The organism is Alteromonas sp. ABH4_452, from assembly GCF_056311825.1.
This window is the reverse complement of record NZ_CM149973.1, coordinates 2744079-2759384: the sequence shown is the minus strand read 5'-3', so window position 1 is coordinate 2759384 and position 15306 is coordinate 2744079. Positions and strand designations below refer to the sequence as shown.

General features: G+C 43.8%; 14 protein-coding genes. 10 read left to right on the top strand and 4 right to left on the bottom strand.

Features of this window, described 5'->3' with window-relative positions:
* Positions 1–53 precede the first annotated feature (53 nt).
* A complete protein-coding gene (locus ACYX4N_RS11795) occupies positions 54–524 on the top strand; it encodes a DUF2919 family protein (protein WP_476054140.1) in 471 nt (156 codons plus the stop codon).
* Positions 525–617: 93 nt separating this feature from the next.
* Here ACYX4N_RS11795 and ACYX4N_RS11790 read toward each other — a convergent pair whose 3' ends face one another.
* Positions 618–1031 (bottom strand): hypothetical protein, encoded by a 414-nt coding sequence (locus tag ACYX4N_RS11790; protein WP_474806870.1) that lies wholly within the window; start codon positions 1029–1031, stop codon positions 618–620.
* A gap of 111 nt (positions 1032–1142) precedes the next feature.
* Positions 1143–1919, bottom strand: coding sequence for a tRNA cyclic N6-threonylcarbamoyladenosine(37) synthase TcdA (gene tcdA, locus ACYX4N_RS11785; protein WP_476054139.1), 777 nt, complete (start codon positions 1917–1919; stop codon positions 1143–1145).
* Between the two features lie 220 nt (positions 1920–2139).
* Between tcdA and ACYX4N_RS11780 the strand changes: the two genes are divergently transcribed.
* From ACYX4N_RS11780 to ACYX4N_RS11765, 4 genes are all read left to right on the top strand, one after another.
* Positions 2140–3105 carry a glutathione S-transferase family protein gene (locus ACYX4N_RS11780; protein WP_476054138.1) on the top strand — a complete coding sequence of 322 codons (966 nt, stop codon included), beginning with the start codon at positions 2140–2142 and terminating at the stop codon, positions 3103–3105.
* Positions 3106–3191: 86 nt separating this feature from the next.
* Positions 3192–4055, top strand: a complete 864-nt coding sequence (locus ACYX4N_RS11775; RefSeq protein WP_476054137.1) for a pirin family protein — start codon at positions 3192–3194, stop codon at positions 4053–4055.
* A gap of 115 nt (positions 4056–4170) precedes the next feature.
* Positions 4171–4674: a GNAT family N-acetyltransferase gene (locus ACYX4N_RS11770; protein ID WP_476054136.1), complete on the top strand. Its 504-nt coding sequence runs from the start codon at positions 4171–4173 to the stop codon at positions 4672–4674.
* A gap of 190 nt (positions 4675–4864) precedes the next feature.
* Entirely contained in the window at positions 4865–6325 is a 1461-nt protein-coding gene (locus ACYX4N_RS11765; protein WP_474806864.1) for a phosphohexomutase domain-containing protein, read from the top strand.
* A gap of 263 nt (positions 6326–6588) precedes the next feature.
* On the opposite strand, the gene ACYX4N_RS11760 is transcribed toward ACYX4N_RS11765, so the two are convergent.
* Both ACYX4N_RS11760 and ACYX4N_RS11755 read right to left on the bottom strand, forming a co-directional pair.
* Positions 6589–7011, bottom strand: a complete 423-nt coding sequence (locus ACYX4N_RS11760; RefSeq protein WP_476054135.1) for a DUF3429 domain-containing protein — start codon at positions 7009–7011, stop codon at positions 6589–6591.
* A 98-nt stretch (positions 7012–7109) separates the two neighbouring features.
* Positions 7110–8387 carry a citrate synthase gene (locus ACYX4N_RS11755; protein ID WP_474806861.1) on the bottom strand — a complete coding sequence of 426 codons (1278 nt, stop codon included), beginning with the start codon at positions 8385–8387 and terminating at the stop codon, positions 7110–7112.
* 704 nt (positions 8388–9091) lie between these two features.
* On the opposite strand from ACYX4N_RS11755, the gene sdhC reads away from it, so the two are divergent.
* The 5 genes from sdhC (at position 9092) to ACYX4N_RS11730 (ending at position 15302) form a co-directional block, all read left to right on the top strand.
* Complete coding sequence (gene sdhC / locus ACYX4N_RS11750) at positions 9092–9466, top strand: succinate dehydrogenase, cytochrome b556 subunit (protein WP_071814724.1); 375 nt, start codon at positions 9092–9094, stop codon at positions 9464–9466.
* Positions 9460–9807, top strand: coding sequence for a succinate dehydrogenase, hydrophobic membrane anchor protein (sdhD, locus tag ACYX4N_RS11745; protein WP_269917142.1), 348 nt, complete (start codon positions 9460–9462; stop codon positions 9805–9807). Before sdhC ends, sdhD begins: the two co-directional genes overlap by 7 nt.
* Before the next feature lies 1 nt (position 9808).
* Positions 9809–11581 carry a succinate dehydrogenase flavoprotein subunit gene (gene sdhA, locus ACYX4N_RS11740; RefSeq protein WP_118494940.1) on the top strand — a complete coding sequence of 591 codons (1773 nt, stop codon included), beginning with the start codon at positions 9809–9811 and terminating at the stop codon, positions 11579–11581.
* A 14-nt stretch (positions 11582–11595) separates the two neighbouring features.
* Positions 11596–12306, top strand: coding sequence for a succinate dehydrogenase iron-sulfur subunit (locus ACYX4N_RS11735; RefSeq protein WP_012518362.1), 711 nt, complete (start codon positions 11596–11598; stop codon positions 12304–12306).
* A 176-nt stretch (positions 12307–12482) separates the two neighbouring features.
* On the top strand, positions 12483–15302 hold the full coding sequence (locus ACYX4N_RS11730; RefSeq protein ID WP_476054134.1) for a 2-oxoglutarate dehydrogenase E1 component: 2820 nt from the start codon (positions 12483–12485) through the stop codon (positions 15300–15302).
* Positions 15303–15306 lie beyond the last annotated feature (4 nt).

The following is a 15306-nucleotide window of genomic DNA, read 5'->3' as shown; positions in this document are numbered from 1 at the left end:
TCAAGACTTTTTGCGTTTTGAAAATGCAAAGTTGAAAACATAGAAGTGAAAACATGCTCAAATTACCGCTAGCTTTTTATGATGAATCAGGGAGAATTCTGCCGCCCCGTTGGCTATATAGCGTGCTTATTCTTCTTTGCATCGATTGGTTAGCGTTTATATTTTCGCTAGCTTCTCGTACTCAAACCAGTGAACTACTCGCATTTTTCTACCCGCAAAAAGAAAGCTTGGGTTTAGGGCTAGCAGCCAGTTTTCCCGTGTTAATGGCTTTGGTTTTAATTAGTCAGCGTGAACGTTTGTGGAAAAAAGAGTATTTAGCTTGGCGAAAATGGTTTATACCGCTGGCTCAGTTGGGTGTACTGGCACTCTTAAGCGTTCAGCTATATTACACAATGCACCATCACTGGGGGTTTGAATACATTACAGGCGTGAAAATCGTTTTTTACAGCATAGCTTTATATGCTATTTCAAAGAGTCGTCACCTAAAGTGGATGGTAGAGGATTGGGAGACGCCCAATCCCTGAAGTTAGTGTCGTTTAGAACCAGTACCTTTTAGCACCATCAACCGCGTAACTTAACAACACTGGATTTTGATTAGGTGCAAAGCCGACGAATATTTAGTGGCTGCCTAAATGATTGCCCAGCGCTTGTTCATAATAAGAATTAACGCTTATTTGACTATCGTTAACCAGACGTTCATAGCAGATACCCGCTAAGGCATAGGTATTTTCACCAACCTGAAGAAAAACGGCAGGTGCTTTGGGGTTTGACTGATCGTAAATCCACTGACCATCTAGCTGCGCTTTTAAAATTTCGCCGACGTAAGCGCCAAAGATATTACAAATGGTGAACACCGCTTCATCTTCTAACGCTAAATCGTGATACTTATCTACGAAACTCAGTAAAATATCATCTACAAGTTTTACGCTAGCAGGTGAGTGGTCGAGTACAATTTCGAACTCATCAGCTGCAGTAACCACAGCGTCCTTCGCGCAATCTGCCATTAATTTATTGAGTTCATCAGGTGACATTTTGTTCTCCTTCTCACCAGTGCTTTTAGTACACCAAGCCAACGCCGAAAAAGCCCGCTGGACAAGGTGTTATAAGTTTTTAACTATTGTGCGTAAGTTATCGGCTAAAGTCTATTTTTGTCCAGTTAATCTATTAATCACACTTGCAGCGGCGAACATGCCAAATGTAGCGGTTACTGTCACTACAGCTCCAAATCCGCCAGCACAGTCAAGTCGAGTGCCGCCTTCCATCGCAGACTTATTGTAGCAAACCGAACCATCTGGCTGTGGATAGCGCAATTGCTCAGTTGAATAGATGCACTCAACGCCAAAACGACGTTTAGGGTTCTTACTGAAGTTGTAGTTACGACGAAGTTCGCTGCGAAGCTTAGCCGCAAGCGGATCCTGCGTCGTTTTAGCTAAATCGCCTTTAGTGACTTGAGTTGGGTCTATTTGACCGCCTGCACCGCCAACCGTAACAATGGGAATTTTATTGCGTTTGCAGTGAGCTATCATCGCCGCTTTAGCGCGAATACTGTCGGTGGCATCAACTACAGCGTGCATTTCTTTATTTAGCAATGTGGCTGTATTTTCAGGCGTAACGAAATCCTCGACACAGATTATGTTGCAAGCTGGGTTAATCAAGTTAATTCGAGCTGCAATTGCGTCTACCTTTGCTTCTCCGATAGTGTTTGAGAGCGCATGTATCTGTCGATTCGTGTTCGTTACGCAAACATCATCCAAATCAATAAGCGTGATAGTGCCAACGCCTGAACGGGCCAGCGCTTCTGCAGTCCAACTTCCTACACCACCAATGCCGACCACGGCCACATGGCTATTGGCTAAATTATTGGTTTGCTGCGCGCCATACAAGCGCACGATACCGCCTAAACGTGGATCATCAGACATGTTTCACTTCACTTAAAAATAAACTAACTCAAAGGCGTGTGTTTACACAAAAACGTGCAAGCACGCTAGCAGGGCGCGCATCATCTCAAAAGAGGACACTAAAGATCAATACACTCCAGTTTTTTCGAATAATAAATCCGATTTTAAGCGACATACGTTCTACCCAATACATGTTTAAATGAATTCATTGTTTAATGAAGTAATAAAAAGGGGCAGGCATATGGGCTTACTCGTTGATGGGAAATGGCAAGACAAGTGGTACGACACCAGCAAAAATGGTGGGAAATTTGAGCGCCAAGCATCTAAATTTCGTGACAAAGTTAGTAATGAAGATGGTTCCACGTTTCCCGCTGAATCTGGTCGCTATCATCTTTATGTCTCGTTAGCTTGTCCTTGGGCGCACAGAGCGCTCATATTTAGAAAGCTTAAGGGACTTGAGGCCCATATTGATGTTTCTGTAGTTCACCCAGAAATGCTTAATCAAGGCTGGGAATTTAAAGATTACCCGGGGTCGACGGGTGACAAGCTCTATGGTTTTGATTACGCACACCAAATATATACTAAGGCAGAACCTGAGATAACCACTCGTGTAACGGTACCCATTCTTTGGGATAAGCAAACTGAAACCATCGTCAATAACGAGTCAGCGGAGATAATTCGTATTTTCAATAGCGGGTTTAACTCACTGACTAATAATGAAGACGATTACTATCCTAAAGCACTGCGCGAAGAAATCGATACCATCAACAACATGGTGTATCACGACATAAATAATGGCGTGTATAAAGCTGGATTTGCTACAACGCAAGAGGCCTATGAAGAGGCAGTAAGTGCATTGTTTGATACGCTGGATAGAGCTGAGGAAAGGTTAAGTAAACAACGTTATCTTGTAGGAAGTAAGATAACAGAAGCTGACTGGCGCTTATTTACCACGTTGATACGCTTCGACGCTGTGTATCATGGGCACTTTAAATGCAATAAAAAACAAATTGCAGACTATCCAAATATTTACGGCTATATGAAAGAACTTTATCAAGTTCCGGGTGTTGCTGAAACGGTAAACTTCGACCATATCAAAAGGCACTATTACTACAGCCACACTATGATAAATCCAACGCAGGTAATCCCCGTCGGGCCAGAGCAAGATCTTATGTCGCCTCACGGTCGCGATAAAATGGGACGTTGAAGCACCCAAAAGGTCAGTAATACAAAAAGCTAAACGTGAAGTTCGTAAAAGATAGTGAAGGCTAAGATTTAAGGTAGATACACATTATGTCAGTGGTAGTGAGTGAACAAAAATCGATAGGGAAAGTGGTTACAGGTATGCCAACAAGTGATGGCGCGGGCGTGTCGCTTACTCGTATTATCGGACAGCCTGATCTACCTCGCCTCGATCCCTTTTTAATGTTGGATTTTTTTGGTTCAGATAATCCAGGTGAATACATTGCTGGTTTTCCACCACATCCTCACCGTGGTTTTCAGACAGTTACTTATATGCTTGCAGGAAAAATGCGCCATAAAGACTCTGTAGGCAATGAGGGTATTATTGATGCTGGTGGCATTCAATGGATGAATGCAGGCCGAGGCATAATACATGAAGAAATGCCAGAGCAGGAGGAGGGCTTGTTACAAGGCTTTCAGCTGTGGGTGAATCTTCCGGCCGTAGAGAAAATGTCAGCGCCGAACTATCAAGACATACAGCCAGATAGTGTGCCTACAGTACACATTCAAGATGCAGTAATCAAAGTGTTAGCAGGTGAAATTGACGGTGTGAAAGGGCCTGTGAAGACAACGGCGGTTGCCCCTACTTTTTTAGACGTTGCACTACGAAGCGGGAGTTCGGAAATTGCACTGGGTTCGGATGAAGCTGCCTTTATTTATGTGTACGAGGGAAGCGTGGTCATTAATAGCGGCGAACTTAGCAAAGAAACAATTGTGTCGCAGGGAGAGCTGGGTGTTTTGTCACAAAGTGGCAAGCAGCTATCTGTATCCGCTGATACAGGTTGTAAATTCATAGTGGTCTCAGGTAAACCTATTGAAGAGCCTGTGGTCCAATATGGGCCTTTTGTAATGAACACTCAGCAGGAAATTGTTCAGGCATTTAACGATTACCAAAGCGGTTCATTAGCGAAGTAGATACAAGGTTTGCCTGTTTTGATTCGACGATGGGTAATTATCTATGCGGACTGGTATTAGACTGGGCTTTTAATCAATACCTCTTCGTTAAGTTCAGCAAGGAGTTGCACCGCCAATGCATTTTGAAAGCGTCGCCGAAAAACACGTGCTATCACTTTTAGAATTTGAGCGAAGTAACAAAGCCTATTTCGAATTGTCTATAGCACCAAGAGAGGCAGCGTTTTATTCATTGGATGGCGTTGGCTACCATATTAGCGAATTGCTTTACTTACAACATCAGGAAAGGGCATGGGGCTATGTGCTTGTCGATAAGCAGCGAAACAATCAGGTAGTAGCCCGTGCTAATATCAGAAACAGAGCAGGCGACAAGGCGGAAATTGGCTATCGAGTCGCGGAGAAGGAATGTGGGAAAGGCATTGCTTCTCGCTGTGTTTCATTTTTAATTGATAAGGCTAAAAGCAAGGGCTTAAAATGGCTTACTGCTGAAGTCATGGATAACAACCATGCTTCTGAAAAAGTACTTATCAAGAATGGTTTTAGTCCTAAGCTGTACTTTCTACGAAAGTATCGTCATCAAGGCGCTTTCCATAACAGTATCTACTTCGAACTCGCGCTTTAAACTCATCGGTTAAAAACAGCGTTAGCAAAATGTTGCGCTGTTCAAATTGAATTAGTAATTCACTCCCTCTAATGATTTAATATCGGTATGTCTAAACTCTCTTTTACGACGGTAATAAAAGGGCGTTATGCGCGTTTTAGTTGTGAAAGACGATAATGTAATCATAAATACACAGGGAATTTCTATCTAAATGGCAACCCCAATTACCTGCTTTAAAGCGTACGATATTCGTGGCGAATTGAATTCACAGTTAACTGAAAATGTAGCGTACCGAATTGGCTATGCTTTTGCGCAAGAATTAAATGCGAAAACTGTTGTTGTTGGTAGTGATGTGCGTCTTACGTCAACACCATTAAAATTAGCGTTAAGTGCGGGTCTAATCGATGCTGGCGCGACAGTGACTGATATTGGCATGGCAGGAACCGAAGAAATTTACTTCGCTACTAAACACCTTGGCGTTGATGGTGGTATTGAGGTAACGGCAAGTCATAACCCCATTAATTACAACGGTATGAAACTGGTGAAGTCAGGCTCTGTTCCAATTAGTGGCGACACAGGCCTTAACGCGATAAAAGAGAAAGCGGAAGCGTTAGAAGATAGCTTCGTGTCAGAGCGATTAGCACACTACACTGAGGCTACATCAATTGATGCCGATGCGTTTTTTAATGGTACGGCTCATGTAAAAGAAAACAAGCTTTCTGAAACCGATAAATATGCGGTTAAGTCATGTATGTCTGACTATGTGTCTCACATGCTTTCTTACGTCAACTTGAGTAATTTCACGCCGTTAAAAGTGGTGGTTAACGCGGGTAATGGTGCAGCAGGCCCCGCGCTTGACGCCATTGAGAAAGAGATGAAAGTGCAGGGTGTACCGATTGAATTTATAAAAGTACATCACAACGCAGATGGTACTTTTCCAAATGGTATACCTAACCCGCTTTTACCTGAAAACCGTGCAGACACGGCTGATGCTGTTAAAGCGTCGGGTGCTGACTTTGGTATTGCCTGGGATGGTGATTTCGATCGTTGCTTCTTGTTTGACGCTGATGGTGAATTTATTGAAGGGTATTACATTGTTGGCTTGCTTGCCGAAGCATTCATTGAAAAAAACACCGACAGCAAAATCATTTATGACCCACGTGTGTACTGGAACACAGAAGATATCGTAGCGAATGCAGGCGGTACACCGATTAAATCTAAAACAGGTCATGCGTTTATTAAAGAGCGTATGCGTAAAGAAGACGCCGTTTACGGCGGAGAAATGAGCGCGCATCACTACTTTAGAGATTTTGCCTACTGTGATTCAGGCATGATCCCTTGGCTATTAATTGCCGAATTAGTATGCGTGAAACAACAAACGCTCGCAAGTATGGTAAAAGAACGTATTCAGGCGTTTCCATCGTCAGGCGAAATTAACAGTAAACTTAAAGATGCTGACGCGGCACTTGAACGTGTAACCAGTAAGTATAAATCTCTCGCTAGCGTTATCGACACGACTGACGGATTAGGATTAGAGTTCGATACATGGCGCTTCAACTTGCGTAAATCGAACACTGAACCAGTTATTCGTCTGAACGTTGAGAGTAAAGGCGACATTGCTCTGATGGAACAGAAAACAGAAGAGTTACTTTCTCTTATTCGAGCTGAATAGCAATTCTGTCTTTGTTTTTAATTAAGAAAGCTTTGTAAGTAAAGGCGATAATATTCAATATTATCGCCTTTCTTGATTTTGCGTGTTTATAAATAAATTAATTTTTATATCAATGGCATGCGATGGTTATGCGTAACTTTTTCGCGCTAGGCAATAGTCATAAAACCGTTTCGATGATGCAGATATTTAGTTTGGCACTAGTGATAAAATAGTACTCAAATAAGGTACCAAACTCATTACAGCTCGCGATAGTTTAGTTACCATTATACCAGCAAATAAATCATCCAGGCGTGACAGATAACCACAACGCTAGTTAACCCCATACGCAAACTGATATAACTGACAACCTGTTCTTTAGGAAGGCTTAGCGTGAACTTGTCATAGATTAATATTGCGACGTAGCTAAATGACAATACGCCAAAAACTTTTACATCATGTGAGAATACTAAACACAGCCATCCTACAATGGTTGGCAGCATTGCGGTAAGCATTTGCTTGCCATAGCGTTGGTTACTTACTGCGTCCCACCAATGAATACCTCCAAAGAAAGATAGCAGCACAGCTGAGTACTGCACAAAATAAACGGCGCTTTGCGTTAGTGATAACAAGTTAAGCTGATAGGCTAGTGGCATTGCTACAAAAGGAATAAGACCGGCGATACCTAAAAAAACCGCAGAATAGGGCATGGATGTTCCTTGACGGTGGTTGTATAAACAAAAATAGCGCCATAAAGGCGCTATTTTTACTATTAAGCATAATACTTAGTTCAGTGAAACCTAAACTTTTACTTAATCGGCGTGTACTTACGCTGGCTGTGGCCAGTGTAAAGCTGACGAGGACGACCGATCTTCTGTTTAGGGTCGCTCATCATTTCATGCCAGTGTGAAATCCAGCCTACTGTACGAGACAGAGCGAAGATACACGTAAACATGTTGGTAGGAATACCAATTGCCTTAAGAACGATACCTGAGTAGAAATCTACATTCGGGAACAGTTTCTTCTCTGCGAAGTAAGGGTCGCTTAACGCAATCTTTTCAAGTTCCATTGCTACTTCTAGTAGTGGATCTTTAACGTTAAGTTCGCTTAGTACTTCGTGACAGCTTTCACGCATTACCGTTGCTCGAGGGTCGTGGTTTTTATAAACACGGTGTCCAAAGCCCATAAGACGGAACGGATCGCTCTTGTCTTTAGCGCGTGCAATAAACTCAGGGATACGATCAACTGTGCCGATTTCTTCTAGCATGTTTAGACATGCTTCGTTTGCACCACCGTGTGCAGGACCCCAAAGTGAAGCAACACCAGCAGAAATACAAGCATATGGGTTCGCGCCAGAAGAACCAGCAAGACGAACGGTAGACGTTGATGCATTCTGTTCGTGGTCTGCGTGAAGCGTAAAGATACGGTCCATCGCGCGCTCAACAGCTGGGCTGATTTGATATTCTTCTGCTGGAACAGAAAACATCATGTTCAGGAAGTTAGCTGCGTAGCTAAGGTCATTACGTGGGTAAACGAATGGTTGACCGATGTTGTACTTGTAGCACATAGCAACAAGTGTTGGCATCTTAGCGATTAGACGGTGTGCGCTGCGAATGCGCTGTTCTTCATTAGAAACATCTAAATCACTGTGGTAGAACGAAGACATAGCGCCAACGGTACCGCATAGCATAGCCATAGGGTGCGCGTCGTTGCGGAAACCGTGGAAGAACATATTGATTTGTTCATGTACCATGGTGTGACGAGTGATTGTCTCTTTAAATTCTTCGTACTGTTCTTTTGTTGGTGCATCACCGTGAAGAAGCATGTGACAAACTTCTAGGTAGTCTGCGTCACGTGCAAGTTCTTCGATAGGGAAACCGCGGTGTAATAAAACACCTTGAGCGCCATCAATGTAGGTAATTGAAGACTCGCAAGATCCTGTCGCCATAAAACCTGGGTCGTACGTGAAATAACCGTGTTGGCCTAACGTACGGACATCGATTACATCTTGTCCTTCGGTGCCAGACAAGATAGGAAGCTCGATTTCCTTACCGCCGGCTTTGAGAATGGCTTTCTGATCTGCCATAAAATGCTCTCCTCAGAATGGTTCTGTTTGCAGCGAAAACGGACGAAAATATCCGCTTCGTTGGGAAAAGTGGGCGTATTTGTACTTTATTATGCACCAACAAGTCAATTTAATTGCATATTTGAACAATAAATATTCTGAATTGCTTAAAAAAATACTAGCAATTCAGTAACGTTCAATTAACTCGTTGGTAAATCACTTTGCCCGATACAGTGCAATTATCAATTGGTTTTCGACAAAGGTAAACCACCGATTAATAAATATATTAACAGGTTAGATTAAAAAGTAACCTTTTCATGAGGAATAATTACGCATTCGGATTAAAAGTGCTTAATTTCTTATTGATATGCATAGTTATTCTATTTAGCTACTGATAAACTTCGACTTACTGTAATTGCACTCGTTATAACGTGTTGCGCTCAATTTTGATCTCTTTTTTAGCAAAATAATTATTCTAAAAGTGCGTATAGCGACTAAAGTCTTACTACGGCACAAAAAATTGTAATTATATACTACGCTGGATATACTCAGCGGTGCTTCGGAAACAGAATATTTATTCTGTTACAGGCATTAAAGAATAATTCACAAATTGTTAACAACTCAGTGGATGAGGCAATTAACAGGTTAAAAATCGAATTCACTTACTCAGGACATAATAAAGGTAAGAAATTCATTATCCCCTACGGATTAAACAGGCATACATTGTGAAAAAGCAAAGACCAGTAAATTTAGAACTCAATACTATTAAATTTCCGCCCTCTGCTATTTCGTCAATTCTCCACCGTGTAACCGGTGTTGCAATGTTCTTCGCGCTTCTTTTTGTTATTTGGGCATGGGCAGTTTCTGTTCATTCGCCTGAAGGTTTCGCGAACGTTCAAGCAATCATGGACGGTTTCCTTGGAAAATTTGTCGCAATTGGCACAGCCTCAGCGCTGACGTATCACATTCTAGGCGGCCTAAGACACGTTGTTATGGATTTAGGTCACTGGGAAGAATTAGAGTCGGGCAACACAAGTGCTAAAGCAGTAATCGCACTTTGGGTTGTACTGACCGTAGTATTGGGAGTTGCATTATGGTAACCAACCAAGCAAGCATTAAGCGTGACGGCGTACAAGACTACGTTTCACTTCGCGCTACAGCAGCAATTATTTTCGCGTACTCGGTTTTCATGGCGTGGTTCTTTATAACCACCGATAACCTAACATTTGTCGAATGGCGAGGGTTATTCTCTGGCCTAGCCATGAAAGTTTTCACATTGGCAGCACTAGTAGCAGTGATGATCCACGTGCGCATCGGCCTATGGCAGGTGCTAACAGACTATGTTAAAGCAACAGGTCTGCGCGCAGGACTACAATATATTCTAAATATCATCGCGTTCGGCTATGTAGCTGTTGGCCTATTCGTACTGTGGGGAGTGTAAAATGAGTTTACCCGTTCACGAGTTTGATGCAGTTGTAATTGGTGCAGGCGGTGCAGGTATGCGCGCAGCACTACAGATTTCAGAATCTGGTAAATCATGCGCACTGTTGTCTAAAGTATTTCCAACCCGTTCTCATACTGTGTCTGCACAGGGTGGTATTACCGTAGCACTAGGTAATTCACACGAAGATAACTGGGAATGGCACATGTATGACACCGTAAAGGGGTCAGATTATATTGGTGACCAAGACGCCATCGAGTACATGTGTAAAACTGGTCCAGAAGCTATTATCGAAATGGAGAATATGGGCTTACCTTTTTCTCGCTTCGAGAATGGTAAGATATACCAGCGTCCTTTCGGCGGTCAGTCAAGAAACTTTGGTGGCGAGCAGGGCGCTCGTACGGCAGCTGCGGCGGACCGTACAGGTCACGCACTACTTCACCTTCTTTATCAACAAAACGTAAAGAATAAAACAAAAGTTTTCTCTGAATGGTATGCACTAGATTTAGTGAAAAACCAAGACGGTGACGTTGTAGGTTGTACAGCAATCGACATTGAAACTGGCGAAGTAGTTTACTTTAAGTCTCGCGCAGTTGTGCTTGCAACTGGTGGTGCGGGTCGTATCTACGCATCAACGACAAACGCGCACATCAATACCGGTGACGGTGTTGGTATGGCGCTACGCGCGGGTGTAGCGGTTCAAGATATGGAAATGTGGCAGTTCCACCCAACGGGTATTGCTGGCGCAGGTACATTGGTAACAGAAGGTTGTCGTGGTGAAGGTGGTTACCTTCTAAATAAAGACGGCGAACGCTTCATGGAACGTTATGCACCTAACGCGAAAGACCTAGCGGGTCGTGACGTTGTTGCACGTTCAATGATGACTGAAATTCGTGAAGGTCGTGGTTGTGAAGGCCCGTGGGGTACTCACATTAAGCTTAAGCTTGACCACCTTGGTAAAGACGTTCTTGAATCTCGTCTACCAGGTATTCTTGAATTATCGCGTACATTTGCACACGTTGATCCAGTTAAAGAACCAATTCCAGTAATTCCTACTTGTCACTACATGATGGGTGGTATTCCTACTAACGTTGATGGCCAATGTCTAACCGTTGATGAAAACGGTAATGATAAGGTAGTTAACGGTCTATTCGCATGTGGTGAAATTGCATGTGTATCTGTACACGGTGCAAACCGCCTTGGCGGTAACTCACTACTTGACCTTGTTGTATTCGGTCGTGCGACTGGCCTACATCTTGGTAAGACATTATCTGAAATGGCACCAACACGCGACGCGTCTGAGTCTGATCTTGAAGCCTCTATGACACGTTTCAATCGTTGGGAAAATTCAGAGAAAGGAAAGGGCGAAGACCCTGTTCAAATTAAGAAAGACTTGCAAGAATGCATGCAGCTTAACTTCTCAGTATTCCGTGAAGGTGAAGCCATGGCGGAAGGTCTTAAGGAACTTAGCGAAATTCGCGAGCGCCTTAAGCACGCGCGCCTTGACGACAAGAGTTCAGACTTCAACACTCAACGTATTGAATGTTTAGAGCTTGATAACCTAATGGAAACTGCGTACAGCACAGCAGTAGCAGCGAACTTCAGAACGGAAAGCCGTGGTGCTCACAGCCGCTTCGACTTCCCGGAACGTGATGATGACAACTGGTTATGCCACAGCATCTACGATCCGAACACTGATAAAATGCTTAAACGTGAAGTGAATATGGCGCCTAAGCTTAGGGAAGCATTCCCGCCTAAAGTGCGTTCATATTAAGAGAGGCAACGATCATGCAATTAACTTTTTCGATTTATCGTTACAACCCTGAAGTAGATGCGAAGCCTCGCATGCAAGACTACACTCTAGAAGTAGAGGAAGGTCAAGACATGATGGTGCTAGACGCGCTACTTGCACTAAAAGAGCAGGATCCGACGCTTTCTTTCCGTCGTTCGTGCCGTGAAGGTGTATGTGGTTCAGACGGTGTAAACATGAACGGCAAAAATGGCCTAGCATGTATTACTCCTCTATCTGCACTGGGCAAAGGTAAAATAGTAGTTCGTCCACTTCCAGGTCTACCGGTAGTACGTGACCTCGTTGTTGATATGACACAGTTCTATACACAGTACGAAAAGATTAAGCCGTTCTTAATCAACGATAGCAAGCAGCCGCCAGCGCGCGAGCACTTACAGTCGCCTGAAGAACGTGCGAAGCTTGATGGTCTATACGAGTGTATTCTTTGTGCATGTTGTTCAACGTCATGCCCATCGTTTTGGTGGAACCCAGACAAGTTTATTGGTCCTGCGGGTCTACTTCACGCTTATCGCTTCCTTATTGATAGTCGCGATACTGCAACTGAAGAACGTCTTAACGATCTTGATGATGCATTCAGCGTATTCCGCTGTCACGGTATCATGAACTGTGTGAGTGTATGTCCTAAAGGCTTAAACCCAACAAAAGCAATAGGCCAAATCAAGTCTATGCTTTTACAACGGGCTGTTTAGTACTATATTCTGATAACTACTTTTAGTTACAGAAAGTGATGCTCTAAATAGCCATCCCAAAAGGGTGGCTATTTTTTTATATATTCGCTGTTATAACACTTGGTTATGCTGAGAATAACCTTATAATACATATTGATTGTTAACTAGATTTTATAAAACGTAGCAAGGCAAATTAAATGCAAGAAAGCGTGATGAAAGCGTGGTGGGATTCCTCGCACATGGCAGGTGCCAACGCTGCCTATGTTGAAGAGTTGTATGAAACCTATTTAGAAGACCCTCAAAGCGTCTCTGAAAATTGGCGACAAATCTTCGATAACCTCCCCAAAGTCGATGGCGTAGAGTTAGAAACCAATCATACAACTATCAAAAATCAATTTAGGCAACTTGCTGCGTTAGGGCCCACAGCCCGCATGTCTAGCCCGTCTGTGCCTTCGGCAAATGTTTCAGACGATAGGCAAGTTAAAGTTCTTCAGTTAATTAACGCATTCCGCTTCCGCGGTCATCAGCACGCTAATCTAGACCCACTTGGTCTTTGGCAGCAAGAGCGCGTTCGCGATTTAGAACTTTCTCACCACAGTCTTTCCGAAAAAGATTTCGACTCAGTATTTAACGTTGGCTCTTACGCTATTGGTAAGGAGTCTATGCCGCTAGGTGAGCTGTTTAAATCACTTAATCGCACATACTGTGGTTCTATCGGTGCGGAATATATGCACATCACCGATACAGAACAGAAGCGTTGGTTACAGCAAAAGATTGAATCAGTTCAAGCCAAACCAGAAATCTCTCGCGATGAAAAATTAGGCATTCTTAAAGGTCTAACCGCAGCAGATGGCATGGAAAAATACCTAGGCTCTAAATTCCCGGGTGCCAAGCGTTTCTCATTAGAAGGTGGTGACGCACTTATTCCTATGCTTAAAGGTCTCATCACCAAGGCGGGCACAGCAGGTACCAAAGAAGTGGTTATCGGCATGGCTCACCGTGGTCGTTTGAACGTGCTGGTTAACGTGTTGGGTAAAAACCCTTCTGTTCTGTTTGATGAATTCTCTGGTAAGCACGATGACTCGCTAGGTGCGGGTGACGTTAAATATCACGCGGGTTTTTCTTCAGATTTCGCAACGCCAGGTGGCAATGTTCACTTAGCGCTAGCATTTAACCCGTCTCACTTAGAAATCGTTAATCCTGTAGTAATGGGGTCAGTACGCGCTCGTCTAGCTCGTCGCGATAACGACACTAACACTGTACTTCCTATTACTATTCACGGCGACTCAGCAATTGCTGGTCAGGGTGTGGTACAAGAAACCTTCAACATGTCGCAAACGCGCGGCTTTGCAGTAGGTGGTACCGTTCGTATTGTAGTGAACAACCAAGTTGGTTTCACCACATCAAAAACTGAAGATACCCGTTCAACTCAATATTGTACTGACATCGCCAAGATGGTACAGGCGCCAATTTTCCACGTGAACTCTGATGACCCAGAAGCGGTTGCCTTTGTTACACAGCTTGCGCTTGAATACCGCAACAAATTTAAGAAAGACGTTGTAATTGACCTAGTTTGTTACCGTCGTCATGGCCACAACGAAGCGGATGAGCCAAACGCCACGCAGCCGTTGATGTACCAGAAAATTAAAAAGCACCCGGTTCCACGTGTTCTTTATGCAGACCAGCTAATTGCTGAAGGTGTAATTGAGCAACGGGACGCTGATCGCTACCTTGAAGAATATCGCGAAGCGCTAGATCACGGCGCATGCGTGGTTGAAGAGTGGCGTCCAATGACTGAGCATAGTGTAGACTGGTCTCCATACCTAGGCCACGACTGGGATACACCATACGACGGTGCACTTTCGGTTGAAAAGCTTAAAGAGTTAGGTGAATCAATTACCACTATCCCTGAAGATCACAAGCTTCAGTCTCGTGTTAACAAGCTTTACCAAGACCGTAAAGCCATGGTAGCTGGAGAGAAAAAGCTTGATTGGGGTATGGCAGAAAACTTAGCTTATGCCACAATCGTTGACGCAGGCGAAGACATTCGCATTACTGGTCAGGACTCAGGTCGTGGTACTTTCTTCCACCGCCATGCGGTACTGCACAATCAGAAAGATGCGTCGACATATATGCCTCTACAGCATATTCGCGAAGGACAGGGCGAGATCGAAATTTACGATTCTGTACTGTCTGAAGAAGCGGTAATGGCATTTGAATATGGTTATGCCACTGCAGAGCCGACGTGCCTAACCATTTGGGAAGCACAATTCGGTGACTTCGCAAACGGTGCGCAGGTTGTATTCGACCAATTCTTAAGTTCAGGTGAAGCTAAGTGGGGCCGTCTGTGCGGTTTAACAGTATTGCTTCCACATGGGTATGAGGGCCAAGGCCCAGAGCATAGCTCTGCACGTTTAGAACGTTTCTTACAGATGTGTGCCGATCACAACTGGCAGGTATGTGTACCTTCAACTCCAGCGCAGGTATATAACATGCTTCGTCGCCAGGTTGTTCGCCCAATGCGTAAGCCACTTATCGTGATGTCGCCTAAGTCACTATTACGTCATCCAATGGCTGTATCTTCGTTAGAAGAACTTGCGGAAGGTAAATTCCATAACGTCATTGGTGAAATTGACGATATCGATCCTAAGAACGTCAAGCGCGTTGTTATGTGTTCAGGTAAGGTTTACTACGATTTGTTAGACCAACGCCGTAAAAATGAGCAAACAGACGTCGCAATCGTTCGTTTGGAGCAACTTTACCCATTCCCACAAGAAGAATGCGCTAAAGTTGTGGCACAATACAGCCATGTAAAAGATTGGGTTTGGTGTCAAGAAGAGCCTCAAAACCAAGGCGCTTGGTACTGTAGCCAACACCATTTCTGGCAAGCCATTCCAGATGGTGCAAAATTAACATATGCAGGTCGTGATGCATCCTCGTCACCTGCAGTAGGTTATGTATCCGTTCACAACCAGCAACAGAAAGCCCTGGTTGAAAACGCACTCACAATTAAATAAGGAA

Bases quoted from the DNA above. Each gene is read 5' to 3' on its own strand.
- tcdA (WP_476054139.1), bottom strand. From the start codon at position 1,919: ATGTCTGATGATCCACGTTTAGGCGGTATCGTGCGCTTGTATGGCGCG.
- ACYX4N_RS11765 (WP_474806864.1), top strand. From the start codon at position 4,865: ATGGCAACCCCAATTACCTGCTTTAAAGCGTACGATATTCGTGGCGAA.
- ACYX4N_RS11775 (WP_476054137.1), top strand. From the start codon at position 3,192: ATGTCAGTGGTAGTGAGTGAACAAAAATCGATAGGGAAAGTGGTTACA.
- ACYX4N_RS11755 (WP_474806861.1), bottom strand. From the start codon at position 8,387: ATGGCAGATCAGAAAGCCATTCTCAAAGCCGGCGGTAAGGAAATCGAG.
- ACYX4N_RS11730 (WP_476054134.1), top strand. From the start codon at position 12,483: ATGCAAGAAAGCGTGATGAAAGCGTGGTGGGATTCCTCGCACATGGCA.
- sdhA (WP_118494940.1), top strand. From the start codon at position 9,809: ATGAGTTTACCCGTTCACGAGTTTGATGCAGTTGTAATTGGTGCAGGC.
- ACYX4N_RS11795 (WP_476054140.1), top strand. From the start codon at position 54: ATGCTCAAATTACCGCTAGCTTTTTATGATGAATCAGGGAGAATTCTG.
- ACYX4N_RS11770 (WP_476054136.1), top strand. From the start codon at position 4,171: ATGCATTTTGAAAGCGTCGCCGAAAAACACGTGCTATCACTTTTAGAA.
- sdhD (WP_269917142.1), top strand. From the start codon at position 9,460: ATGGTAACCAACCAAGCAAGCATTAAGCGTGACGGCGTACAAGACTAC.
- ACYX4N_RS11780 (WP_476054138.1), top strand. From the start codon at position 2,140: ATGGGCTTACTCGTTGATGGGAAATGGCAAGACAAGTGGTACGACACC.
- ACYX4N_RS11760 (WP_476054135.1), bottom strand. From the start codon at position 7,011: ATGCCCTATTCTGCGGTTTTTTTAGGTATCGCCGGTCTTATTCCTTTT.
- ACYX4N_RS11790 (WP_474806870.1), bottom strand. From the start codon at position 1,031: ATGTCACCTGATGAACTCAATAAATTAATGGCAGATTGCGCGAAGGAC.
- ACYX4N_RS11735 (WP_012518362.1), top strand. From the start codon at position 11,596: ATGCAATTAACTTTTTCGATTTATCGTTACAACCCTGAAGTAGATGCG.